This is a genomic window from Isoptericola chiayiensis, from assembly GCF_013149805.1.
GTDB lineage: Bacteria > Actinomycetota > Actinomycetes > Actinomycetales > Cellulomonadaceae > Isoptericola > Isoptericola chiayiensis.
Map to the genome: position 1 here is coordinate 110,456 of NZ_JABEZT010000008.1, position 15,633 is coordinate 126,088.

The 15,633-nt window shown below is 74.2% G+C and carries 14 protein-coding genes; 11 read left to right on the forward strand and 3 right to left on the reverse strand.

The window, feature by feature from the left end; translation table 11 throughout:
* Window position 1: 1 nt before the first annotated feature.
* Both cydB and HDG68_RS14045 read right to left on the reverse strand, forming a co-directional pair.
* Complete coding sequence (gene cydB / locus HDG68_RS14040) at window positions 2-1,051, reverse strand: cytochrome d ubiquinol oxidase subunit II (RefSeq protein ID WP_172153132.1); 1,050 nt, start codon at window positions 1,049-1,051, stop codon at window positions 2-4.
* A gap of 31 nt (window positions 1,052-1,082) precedes the next feature.
* Window positions 1,083-2,582 carry a cytochrome ubiquinol oxidase subunit I gene (locus HDG68_RS14045; RefSeq protein WP_172153134.1) on the reverse strand — a complete coding sequence of 500 codons (1,500 nt, stop codon included), beginning with the start codon at window positions 2,580-2,582 and terminating at the stop codon, window positions 1,083-1,085.
* Between the two features lie 496 nt (window positions 2,583-3,078).
* On the opposite strand from HDG68_RS14045, the gene HDG68_RS14050 reads away from it, so the two are divergent.
* Window positions 3,079-6,744, forward strand: a complete 3,666-nt coding sequence (locus HDG68_RS14050) for an Rne/Rng family ribonuclease (protein WP_343037593.1) — start codon at window positions 3,079-3,081, stop codon at window positions 6,742-6,744.
* 43 nt (window positions 6,745-6,787) lie between these two features.
* Window positions 6,788-7,414 (forward strand): thymidine kinase, encoded by a 627-nt coding sequence (locus tag HDG68_RS14055; RefSeq protein WP_172153138.1) that lies wholly within the window; start codon window positions 6,788-6,790, stop codon window positions 7,412-7,414.
* Here the strand turns inward: HDG68_RS14055 and HDG68_RS14060 are convergent.
* Entirely contained in the window at window positions 7,384-7,998 is a 615-nt protein-coding gene (locus HDG68_RS14060; protein WP_172153140.1) for a protein-L-isoaspartate O-methyltransferase family protein, read from the reverse strand. The two genes, HDG68_RS14055 and HDG68_RS14060, sit on opposite strands and share 31 nt — an antisense overlap.
* A gap of 251 nt (window positions 7,999-8,249) precedes the next feature.
* Between HDG68_RS14060 and rplU the strand changes: the two genes are divergently transcribed.
* The 9 genes from rplU (at window position 8,250) to rsfS (ending at window position 15,633) form a co-directional block, all read left to right on the forward strand.
* The gene (gene rplU, locus HDG68_RS14065) at window positions 8,250-8,558 is read left to right on the forward strand and encodes a 50S ribosomal protein L21 (RefSeq protein ID WP_172153245.1); all 309 of its coding nucleotides are present in this window, start codon (window positions 8,250-8,252) and stop codon (window positions 8,556-8,558) included.
* 66 nt (window positions 8,559-8,624) lie between these two features.
* Window positions 8,625-8,876 carry a 50S ribosomal protein L27 gene (gene rpmA, locus HDG68_RS14070; RefSeq protein ID WP_172153142.1) on the forward strand — a complete coding sequence of 84 codons (252 nt, stop codon included), beginning with the start codon at window positions 8,625-8,627 and terminating at the stop codon, window positions 8,874-8,876.
* Between the two features lie 108 nt (window positions 8,877-8,984).
* The gene (obgE, locus tag HDG68_RS14075) at window positions 8,985-10,508 is read left to right on the forward strand and encodes a GTPase ObgE (protein ID WP_172153144.1); all 1,524 of its coding nucleotides are present in this window, start codon (window positions 8,985-8,987) and stop codon (window positions 10,506-10,508) included.
* Between the two features lie 25 nt (window positions 10,509-10,533).
* Window positions 10,534-11,688 (forward strand): glutamate 5-kinase, encoded by a 1,155-nt coding sequence (gene proB, locus HDG68_RS14080; RefSeq protein ID WP_172153146.1) that lies wholly within the window; start codon window positions 10,534-10,536, stop codon window positions 11,686-11,688.
* A 10-nt stretch (window positions 11,689-11,698) separates the two neighbouring features.
* Complete coding sequence (locus HDG68_RS14085) at window positions 11,699-13,024, forward strand: glutamate-5-semialdehyde dehydrogenase (protein ID WP_172153148.1); 1,326 nt, start codon at window positions 11,699-11,701, stop codon at window positions 13,022-13,024.
* A gap of 58 nt (window positions 13,025-13,082) precedes the next feature.
* The gene (locus tag HDG68_RS14090) at window positions 13,083-13,235 is read left to right on the forward strand and encodes a hypothetical protein (protein WP_172153150.1); all 153 of its coding nucleotides are present in this window, start codon (window positions 13,083-13,085) and stop codon (window positions 13,233-13,235) included.
* A gap of 16 nt (window positions 13,236-13,251) precedes the next feature.
* Window positions 13,252-13,857 carry a nicotinate-nucleotide adenylyltransferase gene (gene nadD / locus HDG68_RS14095; RefSeq protein ID WP_172153152.1) on the forward strand — a complete coding sequence of 202 codons (606 nt, stop codon included), beginning with the start codon at window positions 13,252-13,254 and terminating at the stop codon, window positions 13,855-13,857.
* A complete protein-coding gene (locus tag HDG68_RS14100; protein ID WP_172153154.1) occupies window positions 13,850-15,193 on the forward strand; it encodes a hypothetical protein in 1,344 nt (447 codons plus the stop codon). The genes nadD and HDG68_RS14100 overlap by 8 nt, the downstream gene beginning before the upstream one ends.
* Window positions 15,190-15,633, forward strand: coding sequence for a ribosome silencing factor (gene rsfS, locus HDG68_RS14105; RefSeq protein ID WP_172153156.1), 444 nt, complete (start codon window positions 15,190-15,192; stop codon window positions 15,631-15,633). The genes HDG68_RS14100 and rsfS overlap by 4 nt, the downstream gene beginning before the upstream one ends.

Genomic DNA, 15,633 nt, shown 5'->3' on the forward strand with positions numbered 1-15,633 from the left:
CTCAGAACGCCGCGTCCTTGATCTTCTGCCAGCTCAGGCCCGCGGGTGCGGGGATGTCCTTCGTGGACAGCCGGCGCCGGAAGACCCAGTACGTCCACGACTGGTAGGCGATGACCAGCGGGGTCAGGACCACCGCGACCCACGACATGACCGTGAGCGTGTAGTCGGTCGAGGAGGCCTCGGCGATCGTCAGGGCCTCGCCGCCGTCGAGGGCCGGGATGACGTCGGGGTACATGGATCCGAAGATCAGCACCACGGCCGCCACGATGGTCACGGCCGACAGGGTGAACGCCGTGCCCTCCCTGCGGGCACGGGTCGCGGCCACGACGCCGAGCAGGGCCAGGGCGGCGACGGCCACGGTCGCCCACGTCCAGGTCACCGAGTAGGCGACCTGCGCCCAGATCGCCCAGCCGCCGGCCACGACGAGCGCCGCCACCGACAGGCCGGACGCCAGGCGGGCGGCGCGCTCGCGGATGTCGCCGTCCGTCTTCAGCGCGACGAACACCGACCCGTGCAGCAGGAACAGCACCGCCGTGGTCAGGCCGCCGACGAGGGCGAACGGGTTGAGCAGGGCCCAGAAGCCGCCGACGTACTGGTGGTCGGCGTCGAGCAGGAGGCCGCGCACCAGGTTGCCGAACGCCACGCCCCAGAGCACCGCGGGGATCCAGGAGCCGAGCTGGATCGCCTGGTCGCAGCGGCGGGCCCAGACCCGGTCGGCGATCTTGCCGCGGTACTCGAACGCGACGCCGCGGGCCACCAGCCCGACGAGGATGAGCAGCAGGGGGATGTAAAACCCGGAGAACATCGTGGCGTACCACTCCGGGAAGGCCGCGAAGGTGGCGCCGCCCGCGGTGAGCAGCCACACCTCGTTGCCGTCCCAGACGGGTCCGATGGTGTTGACGAGCACGCGCCGTTCCTTCTCGCGGTGCTCCTTGTCGCCGCGGGGCAGGATCGACAGCAGCATGCCGACGCCGAAGTCGAAGCCCTCGAGCACGAGGTAGCCGGTCCACAGCACGGCGATGATGACGAACCAGAGGATCGCGAGGTCCACGTCAGGTCTCCAGTCTTCTCGGGCTCGGCGCTCAGTACGCGAAGGACAGGGGGCGGTCGGTGTCGTCGGGGTCCTGCGCCTCCGGCGACTCGTCGCGGACGGAGTCCGGGACGCCCTCGATCGTGTACCGGTGCATGAGCCGGTACCAGACGACGGCGAGGATCGCGTAGATGACGGTGAGGACGATCATCGAGGTGAGGATGACGCCGGGCGGTACCGCGGTGGAGACGCCGCGCTCGGTGAGCAGCCGCACCTGGTCGATGCCGGTCGGGTTCGGTGCGACGACCCAGGGCTGGCGGCCGACCTCGGTGAAGATCCAGCCGAACGAGCAGGCGACGAACGGCATCGGGATGGCCAGGATGCCGAGTCGGCCGAGCCAGACGTTGTCGCTGACGCGGCCCTTGCGGGTCAGCCACAGCGCGGCCAGCGCCAGGGCGACCGAGAACGCGGCGAAGCCGATCATGAGGCGGAACGACCAGTACGTGATCGCCAGCGGCGGGGTGTAGACGACCGGCTCGCCGTCGGCGGTGACGTCCCCGTAGCGCTCGGTGTACTCCTCCTGGACGTCGTAGACGCCCGGCAGGTAGGAGTCCTCGCCGGAGAACTGCCCCGTCCCGAGGTAGCTGGTGAGGCCGGGCAGGGAGATGACGTGGTTGACGTCCTCGCAGCCGGCGTAGAGCGGACCGATGGCCAGGATGGAGAACTCGGCGGACTCGGTGCCCTCGCAGAGCGCCTCCGCCGAGGACATCTTGCCGGGCTGCTGCTCGTACATGAGCTTGCCCTGCACGTCGCCGGACCAGATGACGCCGATGCCGGCGAAGATCATCACCCACACGCCGACCAGCACGGCCGGGCGGTAGACGTTCCGCGCGGTCTCGACGTGCTCGGGCTTCTTGGTGCGGGCGAGGCGGACCATCCACCAGGCGGCGATGCCGGTGACGAACGTCCCGGCCGTCAGGAACGCGGCCGTGATGGTGTGGGGGAACGCCGCGAGCAGCGTGTTGTTGGTCAGGACCGCCCAGATGGACTCCATCTCGGCGCGGCCGGTCTCCTCGTTGTAGATCACGCCGACCGGGTGCTGCATCCACGAGTTGGCCGCGAGGATGAAGAACGCCGAGAGGTTCGTGGCGAGCGCGAAGAGCCAGATCGAGGCGAGGTGGATCTTCTTGGACACCCGGTCCCACCCGAAGATCCACACGCCGAGGAACACCGACTCGACGAAGAACGCCGCCAGGGCCTCCATGGCGAGCGGAGCACCGAACACGTCGCCGACGAACCGGGAGTACTCGCTCCAGGCCATACCGAACTGGAACTCCTGCCAGATGCCCGTCACCACGCCGAGGGCGAAGTTGATGAGCAGCAGCTTGCCGAAGAACTTGGTCAGCCGCAGCCAGCGCTCGTTCTTCGTGACGACCCAGGCGGTCTGCATCCCGGCGACGATCGGTGCCAGCCCGATCGTCAGCGGGACGAAGATGAAGTGGTAGACGGTGGTGATGGCGAACTGCCACCGAGCCAGGTCCAGGGCTTCCACGTCGGGGCTCCTTCTCTCGGTACCGGACCAGGACGTCGCCGAGGCGGCCCGCGGTCCGACGGGGGTCGCCGGTAGTCCGACGGTAGGCCCGTCGCCGCAGGTCCGCACGGCGTGGCGACCCTCGGGGCGACTTGTGAGGACTTTCACGACCCTCTCGTGAAGGCGTTCACAAGTCAATCGGATCCGGGCCGCTGTGGTGCATGCCACGCCGGTGGCCCGGCCGTGCCGCCCGAGGTTGCTGCGGGGTGCGATACTGGAGCGAAGACCGACGGGGACCACACCCCTCGAGGTCGACAAGCTTGCAGCTCCCGCGTCCGCACGCGGTGCCGCGACCGGTATGAAGGGACTGGTCGCCCGGCGTCCGCGAAGTCGTGGGGGCAGTGGCCGAGACAGAGACTTCCGTCCGGGCGGCGCGCTGAGCAGCGCGGCCACCCGACGGCGACCGCCGCGAGACCGGCAGGTGTGGGCCGGTCGGCGCGGAGCAGGAGCGTACGTCGTGACGTCCGATACCCCAGACCAGTCGACCGGGACGAGCGGGACGGCTCCCCGCCGCGCGACCCGCCGTCGCGTCACCCGCCCCACGTCCGCGCCGCAGGCGCCGCCCGAGCCGATCGTCGTGCCGCAGGCCGCGCCCGGCGCGGCGGAACCGGAGCAGCCGGTCACGAGCGCCGCCCCGCAGCGGGCCACGAGCACGGAGCCCGCCCCGTCGACGCCGGCACGCCGGCCGCGCCGCGCCACCCGCCGCACCGCCGGCCCCGCGGCCGCACCGGCCGAGACCGCTCCCGCCGAGACCGCGTCGACCGAGACCGCTCCCCAGGACGTGCCCGGGACCGAGCCCGCCGAGGTCGCACCTGCCCCGACCGCCGCGGCCGGTGACAGCGCGGCGTCCGCGACCGATGCCGACGCCGGCGCCGGCGCCGGCGCCGGCGCGAGCAGCATCTCGCTGCCGCCGGCGGCCGCGGCCTCGGACACCGACACCACCGAGGCCCCGCTCAGCCTGGACGACATCGTCCTGCCGGGCGGCCCGGCGTCCGAGCGCCGCCCCGGCGACGGCGAGGAGGAGTCGGCTGCTCCGCGTCGGAGCCGGCGCTCCGGCACGAAGAGCGCGACCTCGAAGGGCGCCACCTCGAAGGGCGCCACCTCGAAGGGCGCCACCTCGAAGGGCACCTCGAAGGGCAAGACCTCGAAGAGCGACGAGGCGGCGGACGCCACGTCGAAGGACTCCACCGAGGAGACCGCAGCTGCGCCGACGGCGGGGGCCGAGGCTGCCTCGACCACCCGCGGCTCGCGCCGTGCGTCGACCAGGAGCGCGCGCACCGAGAGCACGAAGGAGTCCTCGACGGCCGGCCAGGCGGGTACGCCGCGCCTGGCCACGACCGCTCTGCTGTTCCAGGCGCCGGACCTGACCGGCACGCGGGCGTCGCGGCGGGCCCAGGCGCCGGCCGGCCCCGCCCGTCCGCACGACGAGCCCGCGTCGGACGGCCCTGCCGAGGACACGACGTCGGCGGCCCCGGCGGCGGACGCTGCCGAGCCGACCCGCGAGACACCCGGCGGCGGTGCGGCGAAGGGCACGGAGAAGCCCGCGAAGAAGGCCACGTCCAAGTCCCGGAAGCCGGCGCGGGACGAGGCGACCGGCTCGGACGGCGCTGCCGCCCAGGCGACCACCGAGACCCCGGGCACGCCCGAGGCCGGTCCCCTCGACCTCGGCGAGGCCGACGTCGCGGCCGTCGACGAGCTCGAGGTGATCGAGTCCGAGCTCACCGCCGAGGGCCTGGAGCTGGTCGAGCTCGGCCCGGAGGACTTCCGCGAGGACGGTGACGAGGGGGACATCCGTCCGCGTCGCCGCCGCCGGCGCGGCGGCCGCGGCCGCCGTGGCGGCCGCCGAGGCGATCGCCCCCAGGGCAGCGAGAGCGCCGCGTCGGGTGACGACGGCGAGAGCACGGACGGTCCTCGGGGCGACGAGTCCGAGGGCGACCGCCCCCAGAACGGTCCTGCCGAGCCCGGGGACGGCGAGACCGTGCCCGAGGACGCCTCCTCGACGCCGTCGGGCTCCACGTCGTCCGGCGAGCAGTCCTCCGCCGAGCAGTCCTCCGACGACGGGGACGAGTCGGACGACCGCTCCTCCTCGAGCCGCCGTCGCCGACGCCGCCGTCGTGGCGGGCGCGGCGGGGACCGCGAGGCGGGCCGTCCCGGCCGCGCCGAGGACGAGGTCGTCGCCCTCAAGGGCTCGACCCGACTCGAGGCCAAGCGGCAGCGGCGGCGCGAGGGTCGCGACGCGGGCCGCCGCCGCCAGGTCATCACCGAGGCCGAGTTCCTGGCCCGGCGCGAGTCCGTCTCGCGGTCGATGATCGTGCGCGAGCAGGACGCCCGGACCCAGATCGCCGTGCTCGAGGACGGCGTGCTCGTCGAGCACTACGTCTCCCAGCAGGCGCAGGCCTCGATGGTGGGCAACGTCTACCTCGGGCGGGTGCAGAACGTGCTGCCGTCGATGGAGGCCGCCTTCGTCGACGTCGGCAAGGGCCGCAACGCCGTGCTGTACGCGGGCGAGGTCAACTGGGACGCCGCGGGGATCGAGGGCCAGCCGCGCCGCATCGAGGAGGCCCTGAAGTCGGGCGACTCGGTGCTCGTGCAGGTCACCAAGGACCCGATCGGGCACAAGGGCGCCCGCCTGACCTCCCAGGTCACGCTAGCCGGCCGCTACCTCGTGTTCGTGCCCGGCGGCGGGATGACGGGCATCAGCCGCAAGCTCCCGGACACGGAGCGCAACCGGCTCAAGAAGATCCTGCGCGACGTCGTCCCGGACGGCGCGGGCGTCATCGTGCGGACCGCCGCGGAGGGCGCCTCGGAGGAGGAGCTGCGCGCCGACGTGGAGCGCCTGCAGTCGCAGTGGCAGTCCATCGACGACAAGGCCGCCAAGTCCTCGACGTCGGCTCCCGCGCTGCTCCAGGGCGAGGCCGACATGGCGATCCGCGTGGTGCGCGACATCTTCAACGACGACTTCGCCTCCCTGGTGGTGGAGGGCGACCGGGCCTGGTCCGAGATCTCGACCTACGTCGAGGAGCTCGCGCCGGACCTGCGCGAGCGGGTCTCGCGGTGGACCGGTGCGCAGGACGTCTTCGCCGTGCACCGCGTCGACGAGCAGCTCGCCAAGGGCATGGACCGCAAGGTCTGGCTGCCCTCCGGCGGCTCGCTGGTCATCGACCGCACCGAGGCGATGACCGTCGTCGACGTCAACACGGGCAAGTTCACCGGCAGCGGCGGCACCCTCGAGGAGACGGTCACCCGCAACAACCTCGAGGCGGCCGAGGAGATCGTCCGGCAGCTGCGCCTGCGCGACATCGGCGGCATCATCGTCATCGACTTCGTCGACATGGTGCTCGAGTCCAACCGCGACCTGGTGCTGCGCCGGCTGGTGGAGTGCCTGGGTCGTGACCGTACCAAGCACCAGGTGGCCGAGGTCACCTCGCTCGGCCTGGTCCAGATGACGCGCAAGCGTGTCGGTCAGGGCCTGGTCGAGGCGTTCAGCTCGACGTGCGAGCACTGCAAGGGCCGCGGGTTCATCGTCCACGAGCACCCGGTCGAGAAGAGCCCGGCGCCCGCCGGCGAGGGCGACGGCGGCTCCAAGCGGTCGCGACGCAAGCGCGGCGGCGCGAAGAAGGGCGCGGAGGAGTCGTCGGGCTCCGACGTGCCCAAGCTCCCGGACGACAAGTCCAAGGAGCGCGCGGCCGTGAAGGCCACGCTGGCGACCATCGCGGCCGCTGCGGCGCACGCCCACGAGCACGAGGACGAGGACCGCTCGGCCGCGTCGGGTGCGGAGGCCGCCGACGCGTCGGCCGCCGCCACGGCCGACGTCCCGGAGTCGACCCCGGTGTCCCCGGACCCGGAGGCCCCCGAGCCCACGGTCCCGGTGGCCGAGGCCCCGGCGGACGCGCCGCGGGCGGGGTCGACGCCGGACGTCGTCGAGCCGGAGCCGGCCGCCGAGCCGGAGACCGCCGCCGAGCCGGAGTCGGCCGACGCCGACGCCGCGCAGCCCGCGGCGGAGCCGGCCGACCCCCCGCGGTCCGAGCCGGCCCGAGCCGACGAACCGGCGAAAGGAGCCGGGGCCGAAGAGGCTCCTGAGCAGGTTGAGGGCGAGGCTGCGGCGGTGACCGAGAAGGGCTGACCCGCCGCGCGCCGGCTGCGCGGCCGGGTGCTTGACTGGTCGTATGGACGCAGGTTCGGCACCCGGTCGCGTGACCGTCGTCGGCGGCCCGATGTTCGCGGGCAAGACCTCGGAGCTGGTGCGACGGGTGGAGCGCGCGCGGATCGCCGGCCTGGAGGTCCTGGTCGTGGCGCACGAGGTCGACACGCGCAGCGGCCCGGGCCGGCTGGTGACGCACTCCGGGCTCGAGGTCGCCTCTCGCGCCGTCGGCGCGGCGACCGAGATCCCGGGGCTGGTCGTGCCCGGGACGCGGATGGTCGCCGTGGACGAGGCGCAGTTCTTCGGCGCGGATCTCGTCGCCGTGGTCCAGCGGCTCGCGGACGACGGCGTCGACGTCGTGGTCGCCGGGCTGACGGTGACGTTCGACGGTCGGCCGTTCAGCCCGGTCCCGGAGCTCATGGCCCTGGCCGAGCACGTGGTCCGACTGACGGCGGTGTGCTCGGTCTGCGGGCGCGAGGCCGCGTACCACGTCCGGACGCCGGGCGGCGGGCGGTCGGGTGACGCCCTCAACGCGATGTCCGCGCACGTGGGCGGCGCCGAGGCCTACCAGGCGCGCTGCCGCAGGCACCGGGTCGTGGACGGTCCCGGCTCGGACGCGGGTCAGTCCTCGACGAGCGGGACGAAGCTGTAGGTGCCGTGCTCGGTGGTGCGGACGGTGCCGTCCGGGTCGCGGTCGACGACGGTCATGACGTGCACGACGGGCACCACCATCCGGCCGCCGGGCGCGACCTGGTCGACGAGCGCCGCGGGCATCCTGGCGGCCGCGGCCGAGACCAGCACCCGGTCCCAGCCGTCCGGGCGCGGGGCGCCCAGCTCGCCACGGCGCGCGGTCCGTACACGGGCCCACGGCAGCCCGGCCCGCGCGACGTTGGCCGCGCCCCACGCCGCGATCTCGGCGATCCGTTCGACGCCCAGGACGGACCCCGTCGGCCCGACCAGCCGTCCGAGCAGCGCCGTCGTCCACCCGGACCCGGCACCGACGTCCAGCACGTGCATCCCCGGTCCGACGCCGAGCAGCCTGAGCATGGCCGCCACGGTCGACGGCTGGGAGCACGTCTGGTCGTACCCGATGGGCAGCGGGCGGTCGTCGGCCGCCCACCGGTGCTGGGCGCGGGGGAGGAACCCGCGGCGGTCGACCGCACGCATCGCCGCCGTGACGGCGTCGGGCGTGCCGTCGGCGGATCCGGCGCCGGCCGGCGGCTGGGCTGGCGTCATCGTCCCATCGTGGGCCCGTGACCTGCGGCTCGCACGGCACCGGCGTGCCGCACGTCACGCCGCCGTGCTCCCGGCCGTGCTTGATGGTGCGGGTGCGATCGCGTAAAGTTGAGCGTCGGCGCGCCCTCAGCGCGTCTGTCCCGTGTGCCCACGGCTCACCGCACTCGTCCGCCGCGGCGGCACGAGTTACCGACCAAGCCGGTGACGAACGTCGTGCGAGCACGCCAAGACCAGGAGAGATGAGCATCAGCATGGTGTACGCGATCGTCAAGGCCGGTGGCCGTCAGGAGAAGGTGTCCGTCGGGGACATCGTCGTCATGGACCGGCTCGAGAGCTCGGCCGGTGACACCGTCGAGCTCCCCGCGATCCTGCTCGTGGACGGGGAGAAGGTGACCACTGACGCCAGCAAGCTCGCGAAGGTGAAGGTCACCGCCGAGGTCGTCAAGGACGCCAAGGGTCCGAAGATCTCGATCCAGAAGTACAAGAACAAGACCGGTTACAAGAAGCGCCAGGGTCACCGTCAGCAGCTGACCCGCCTGAAGGTCACCGGCATCAAGTGATGCCCGCCGCGGGCCCAGCCCGCGTGGCGACCACACTCTTCGGACCTCCCAGAAAGCAGGACTGACATGGCACACAAGAAGGGCGCGAGCTCCTCGCGCAACGGCCGCGACTCGAACGCCAAGTCCCTCGGCGTCAAGCGCTTCGGCGGCCAGGTGGTCGGCGCGGGCGAGATCATCGTCCGCCAGCGCGGCACCCACTTCCACCCGGGCGAGAACGTCGGCCGCGGTGGCGACGACACGCTCTTCGCCCTCGCGGCGGGCGAGGTCGCCTTCGGGACGCGTCGCGGCCGCAAGGTCGTCGACATCGTCTCGGCCTGACCTCCGCGTGACGCTGCGCGCCGCGCAGCACGCTTCCCACGAGGGGCGCACCGCACCGGTGCGCCCCTCGTGCGCGTTCCACCACCCTCGTCCTGAGAGGATCTGACCATGGCCAGCTTCGTCGACCGTGTCGTGCTGCACGCCTCCGGGGGTGACGGCGGGCACGGGGTCGCCTCCGTGCGCCGCGAGAAGTTCAAGCCGCTCGCCGGGCCCGACGGCGGCAACGGCGGTGACGGCGGCAGCGTGCGGCTGGTCGTGGACGCCCAGACCACCACGCTGCTCGAGTACCACCACTCGCCCCACCGGCGTGCGCCCAAGGGCGGTCAGGGCATGGGTGACGACCGGGACGGCGCCAAGGGTGAGGACCTCGTCCTGCGCGTCCCGGACGGCACGGTGGTCAAGGACCGGGACGGCAACGTGCTGGCCGACCTGGTCGGTGACGGCGCCGAGCTCGTGGTCGCCGCCGGCGGCCGCGGCGGGTTGGGCAACCGTGCCCTCGCCTCGCCGCGCCGCAAGGCGCCCGGGTTCGCCCTGCTCGGGGAACCCGGCGAGGAGCGCGACGTCGTGCTCGAGCTCAAGACGATCGCCGACGTGGCGCTCGTGGGCTTCCCCAGCGCCGGCAAGTCGTCGCTGATCGCCGCGGTCTCCGCCGCGCGTCCGAAGATCGCCGACTACCCGTTCACCACGCTGATCCCGAACCTGGGCGTCGTGCAGGCCGGGTCGTCGCGGTTCACCGTCGCGGACGTGCCGGGCCTGATCCCCGGGGCGAGCGAGGGCAAGGGGCTCGGCCTGGAGTTCCTGCGGCACGTCGAGCGCACCGCCGTCATCGTCCACGTCCTGGACTGCGCGACCCTGGAGCCGAACCGGGACCCGATCACGGACCTCGAGGTGCTCGAGGCCGAGCTCGCCGCGTACGCGGGCGACCTCGGCATCTCCGGCGGGCGGGTACCGCTCACCGAACGTCCGCAGCTCGTGGTGCTGAACAAGATCGACGTGCCGGAGGCCCGCGAGCTCGCGGACTTCGTGCGTCCCGACCTCGAGGCGCGCGGCCTGCGCGTCTTCGAGATCTCCACGGCCTCCCACGAGGGCCTGCGCGAGCTGACGTTCGCCCTCGCCGAGCTCGTCGAGCAGGCCCGCGCGGCCGCGCCCCCGCCGGAGCCGGCGCGCGTGGTCATCCGACCGCAGGCCGTCGACGACGCCGGATTCACGGTGACGCGCCGCCACGACGACCGCACCGGCGGCGTGTACTACCTGGTCCAGGGGCGCAAGCCCGAACGCTGGGTGCGCCAGACCGACTTCAACAACGACGAGGCCGTCGGCTTCCTCGCCGACCGGCTGGCCAAGCTCGGCGTCGAGGAGAAGCTCTTCGCCACGGGCGCCGTCGCCGGCGACGAGGTCCGCATCGGCACCGTGGACGACGCCGTCGTCTTCGACTGGGAGCCCACGCTGTCCACCGGCGCCGAGCTGCTCGGCGCCCGCGGCAGCGACCTGCGCCTCGAGGAGACCGCGCGACCGACCCGTGCGGACAAGCGGCGCGAGTTCACCGAGCGGATGGACGCCAAGACGGCGGCGCGCGAGGAGCTGTGGACCGAGCGCGAGGCCGGCCACTGGGCGGACCCCACCGACGAGTGAGCGCCGCAGGCGCGATGATGGCCCCGTGAACGCCCGGACCCGCTCCGCCCTGCCCGCCGCCCGCCGCGTCGTCGTCAAGATCGGCTCGTCCTCGCTGACGAGGCCCGACGGCCACCTGGACCTGGACGCCCTGCGCGCCCTCGTGGACGTGCTCGCCGCGCGGCGCGCGGCCGGCGGGGAGGTCGTGGTGGTGACCTCGGGCGCCATCGCCGCCGGGATCGGACCCGCCGGGCTGACCTCGCGGCCCCGCGACCTCGCCACCATGCAGGCGTGCGCCATGCTCGGGCAGGGTGAGCTCGTGGCGCGCTACTCCGAGGCGTTCGCCCGGCACGGCATCCGGGTGGGCCAGGCGCTCCTCACCGCCGAGGACACGGTGCGCCGTGCCCGGTACCGCAACGCTCAGCGCTCCCTGGAGAAGCTGCTGGCGCTCGGCGTCGTCCCGGTGGTCAACGAGAACGACGCCGTGACGGTCGACGAGCTGCGGTTCGGCGACAACGACCGGCTCGCCGCGCTCGTCTCCCACCTGGTCCGCGCCGACGCCATGGTGCTGCTCACCGACGTCGACGGCCTGCACGACGCGCCGCCCAGCCGGCCGGGCGCCCGGCGCATCGGGCACGTCGAGGACCTCGCCGACGTCGCCGGCGTGGAGGTCACCGCCCGGGGCAGCGCCGTGGGGACCGGGGGCATGGTCACCAAGCTCGAGTCGGTGCGGATCGCGACCTCCGCCGGGGTGCCCGTCGTGCTGACCGCCGCAGGCCGGGTCGCCGACGCGCTCGCGGGCCGGGACGTGGGCACCTTCTTCGCCGCGGGGGGCCGCCGGACCACGGCCCGGCGCCTCTGGATCGCGCACGCGGCACGGCCGGAGGGACGCCTCCACCTGGACGCCGGAGCGGCCCGCGCCGTCCTCGGCGGGCGCGCCTCCCTGCTCCCGGCAGGGATCACGCGCGTCGAGGGCGACTTCGAGGCCGGTGACCCCGTCGAGCTGGTCGCGCCGGACGGCACGGGGGTCGCCCGCGGGCTGGTCGCCTACGGCTCCGGCGAGATCCCGACCCTGCAGGGTCGGTCCACCTACGAGCTGCGCGCCGAGCTGGGCGAGGGGTACGACCGTGAGGTCGTGCACCGCGACGACCTCGTGCTCGAGGGGCGGAACGGCCTGTCCTCACCGACCACGGCGTCGTAGTCTCGGAGGCATGACCACGACGTACGAGTCCACTCCCGCGCCGACCCACGACGGGTCCGGGCGACCGGGGGACGACGTCGTCGCCGCGGTGCGCGACGTCGCCCGGAACGCGCAGGTCGCCTCCCGGACCCTCGCCACCGCCACCCGCGCGACCAAGGACGCCCTCCTGCACGCCCTCGCCGACGCGCTGGTGGCCGCCGACGAGGAGATCGTGGCCGCCAACGCCGACGACCTCGAACGGGGCCGCGACGCCGGGATGGCCGAGGGGCTGCTGGACCGCCTCGCCCTGACCCCGGAACGCGTCGCCGCGATCGCTGGCGCCCTGCGCGAGCTCGCCGGCCTCCCCGACCCGGTCGGGGAGGTGGTGCGGGGACAGACCCTGCCCAACGGGCTGCGGGTACGCCAGCTGCGGGTGCCGATGGGCGTGGTCGGGATGATCTACGAGGCCCGTCCGAACGTCACCGTCGACGCCGCCGGCCTCGCGCTCAAGTCCGGCAACGCCGTCGTCCTGCGCGGCGGCTCCGCGGCGGCGTCGTCCAACACGGTGATCGTCGACGTCATGCGCCGGGCCCTGGAGGCGGAGGGGCTGCCGGCCGACCTCGTGCAGTCGATCGACGGGTTCGGCCGCCCCGGCGGCGTGGCGCTCATGCAGGCCCGCGGCCTGGTGGACCTGCTCGTCCCGCGCGGCGGCGCCGACCTGATCCGCACCGTCGTGGAGCAGTCGACCGTGCCCGTCATCGAGACGGGTACCGGCAACGTGCACGTGTACGTCGACGCGACCGCCGACGTCGCGTCCGCGGTCGAGATCGTGATGAACGCCAAGACGCAGCGCGTCGGCGTGTGCAACGCCGCCGAGACGCTGCTCGTGCACGCCGACGTGGCCGACCGGTTCCTGCCCGCGGCGCTCGCGGCCCTGGGCGGCGCCGGGGTGGTGCTGCACGCCGACGACCGCACCGTGTCCCACGCGCCCGAGACCGTCGAGATCGTGCCCGCCACCGAGGACGACTGGGCCACCGAGTACCTGGCCGCCGAGCTCGCCGTGCGGGTGGTCGACTCGCTCGACGAGGCCATCGAGCACATCCGCACCTGGACGTCCGGCCACACCGAGGCGATCGTCACGCAGGACCTGGCGGCCTCGGAGCGGTTCGTGGCCGAGCTGGACTCCGCCGCGATCATGGTCAACGCCTCCACCCGCTTCACGGACGGCGGCCAGCTCGGCATGGGTGCGGAGGTGGGCATCTCCACCCAGAAGCTCCACGCCCGGGGGCCGATGGGCCTGGCCGAGCTGACCACGACCAAGTGGGTGGTGCACGGGGACGGGCACGTGCGGCCCTGATCCGGGCTCGTGAGAGACTGTCCTGCGACCCGCACCGTACCGAGCCCGAGGAGCACCAGTGCTGCACACCGTCGTCCTGGCCGCCGAGGAGGCCGCCGAGCACTCCGGATACGCCATCTCGCCCATCGCGCTGGGCGTCCTCGCCTTCGGCGGGTTCGTCGCCGCCCTGCTGGCGACGTACGCGTTCCGCAACGCCGGCAACAAGCACTGACGAGCCCGTCACCCGCGTGAGCGAGCAGCGTCGTCCCCGGCTCGGGGTGATGGGTGGGACGTTCGACCCGATCCACCACGGGCACCTGGTGGCCGCGAGCGAGGCCGCAGCACTTCTCGACCTCGACGAGGTCGTCTTCGTGCCCACCGGCAAGCCGACGTTCAAGCAGGACACCCGGGTCTCCTCCGCGGAGGACCGCTACCTGATGACGGTGATCGCCACCGCGTCCAACCCGCGGTTCACCGTCAGCCGCGTGGACATCGACCGGCCCGGCCTCACCTACACGGTCGACACGCTGCGGGACCTGCGCACGGCCCGCCCGGACGCCGATCTGTACTTCATCACCGGCGCCGACGCGATCGAGCAGATCCTCACGTGGAAGGACGCCGACGAGCTCTGGCGCAAGGCGCACTTCGTGGCGGTGACCCGACCCGGTCACCCGCTCACGGTCGAGGGTCTGCCCCGGGACGGGGTGACGACGCTCGAGGTGCCGGCGCTGGCGATCTCGTCGACGGACTGCCGTCGTCGGGCCGCCGCGGGTCAGCCGGTCTGGTACCTGGTGCCGGACGGCGTCGTCCAGTACATCGCCAAGCACGGTCTGTATCGAGGTCTCGATGAGTGACAACACGTCCCGGCCCCTGACACGCCGGGAGATCCGCGAACGCGAGCGTGCCGCGGCGGCCGCGCAGGAGGCGTCGGCCGGCTCGGCTCCGTCACCGGGCGTCCGTCCGTCCGCGTTCGGCAGCGGCGCCCCCGCGAGTCCGCCGGTTCCGGCACCGGTGCCCGCGCCGGCCCCTGCCCCCGCCACGGGCGGCCCGGGCGGCCCGGGCGGCCCGGCGCGTCCGGCCGCCGCGCCGTCACGACGTTCGCTGCGCGAGCAGTCCGACCCGCCCGCCGCACCGTCGCCGGCGCCGACCGTCCGCCCGCCCAGCACGTCCGGCGGGGTGCGGGGCCTGGACGAGACCGGACGGCTGACGCCGGTCCAGCGACCGGGAGGCTCCACCGGCCCCGGCCCCGGCAACGGCTCAGGCGACGGCTCCGCGCCCGCCTTCCCGTCGACCGGTGGTTCCGGCGGTGCTCCGCCGCGCCGCACGGCGACCCGCGCCGGGGCGGGCGGCGCGACGGCGCGCCCCTCGGCCTTCGGCGGTGGCCCGACGGCGGCGCCGGGCACCGGGCGACCCGCCGCACCCGCGGCGGGGGACAGCGGCCCGGGTGCCCCCGCACCTGGCACCGGAGCACCCCCGGCACGCTCGCCGTTCGGTCCGACGGCGGGGTCGTCGGAGCCGACGGGCCCGGGGGAGGGCACGACCTCGTCGGCACCCCGGTCCGAGGCCTCGCCGGCGCCCGCGCCGTCGTCGCCGTTCGCCGGCTCCGCCCCGGGCCGCCGCTCGGCGTTCTCCGCCCCGTCGGCGAGCGCCGGCGCCCAGGCACCCGCTCCCGGTCCGGCGGCCGGAGGCACGACCGCTCCGCCGTCACCCTTCGGCGCCGGAGGCGGTGCCACGTCGGCGGGGGCCGTCGAGAGCGCCGACGCCTCGGCGCCGCCCGCGTGGCCGGCCGCGACCGGCAGCGCCCCCTCGGCGGCCACGAGCGGTGCGAGCGCGCCGCCGTCGTTCCCCTGGGGAGGCGGTGCCCCCGCGGAGGGCGCGGGCGCCGTCCAGCCGGCGGCGGGCGCGTCGCCGTTCGGCGCCGTGGTCGGGGACGCTCCGGCCGGCGCGGGAGCGCCGGGAGCGCTCGCCGTGCCGATCTCCGAGGAGGAGGACGACGACTGGGAGGAGTCCGAGCCGTCGTACACGTGGTTGCACTACATCGTGCTGGTGGTCGTCGCGTTCGTGCTGGGCATGCTGATCTGGAACCTGCTGCTCAAGGAGCCGGACCCGGACGACTTCGGCACGGAGGAGGCGGCGCCCGCGGTGGCCGTCGCCGTCGCACCCGTTCCCGGCGCCGGAGGAGCACGATGACCGCGACCGACCATGCCGTGGAGATGGCCGTCGTCGCGGCCCGGGCGGCCTCGGACCGCAAGGCGCAGGACGTCGTCGCGCTGGACGTGAGCGACCAGCTGGTGCTGACGGACGTGTTCGTGATCGCCTCCGGCACCAACGAGCGCCAGGTGGTCGCCGTCGTCGACGCGGTCGAGGAGGCGATGCACCGTGCCGGCGCGACGGCCACGCGTCGCGAGGGCAAGGCGGAGGGCCGCTGGGTGCTGCTCGACTTCGGCGACGTCGTCGTGCACGTCCAGCACGCCGAGGACCGCACCTACTACGCCCTGGAACGGCTGTGGAAGGACTGCCCCGCGGTCCCGCTGCCGGCCGACGCCCGCGGTGAGGACCCGGCCGCGGCGCGCGCCGAGTTCGGCGACGGTCCCGGCGACGCCGCGATCCGCCTGACCGGGGAGATGTGA

Bases quoted from the DNA above. Each gene is read 5' to 3' on its own strand.
- rpmA (WP_172153142.1), top strand. From the start codon at position 8,625: ATGGCACACAAGAAGGGCGCGAGCTCCTCGCGCAACGGCCGCGACTCG.
- rsfS (WP_172153156.1), top strand. From the start codon at position 15,190: ATGACCGCGACCGACCATGCCGTGGAGATGGCCGTCGTCGCGGCCCGG.
- HDG68_RS14100 (WP_172153154.1), top strand. From the start codon at position 13,850: ATGAGTGACAACACGTCCCGGCCCCTGACACGCCGGGAGATCCGCGAA.
- rplU (WP_172153245.1), top strand. From the start codon at position 8,250: ATGGTGTACGCGATCGTCAAGGCCGGTGGCCGTCAGGAGAAGGTGTCC.
- obgE (WP_172153144.1), top strand. From the start codon at position 8,985: ATGGCCAGCTTCGTCGACCGTGTCGTGCTGCACGCCTCCGGGGGTGAC.
- HDG68_RS14060 (WP_172153140.1), bottom strand. From the start codon at position 7,998: ATGACGCCAGCCCAGCCGCCGGCCGGCGCCGGATCCGCCGACGGCACG.
- HDG68_RS14055 (WP_172153138.1), top strand. From the start codon at position 6,788: ATGGACGCAGGTTCGGCACCCGGTCGCGTGACCGTCGTCGGCGGCCCG.
- HDG68_RS14085 (WP_172153148.1), top strand. From the start codon at position 11,699: ATGACCACGACGTACGAGTCCACTCCCGCGCCGACCCACGACGGGTCC.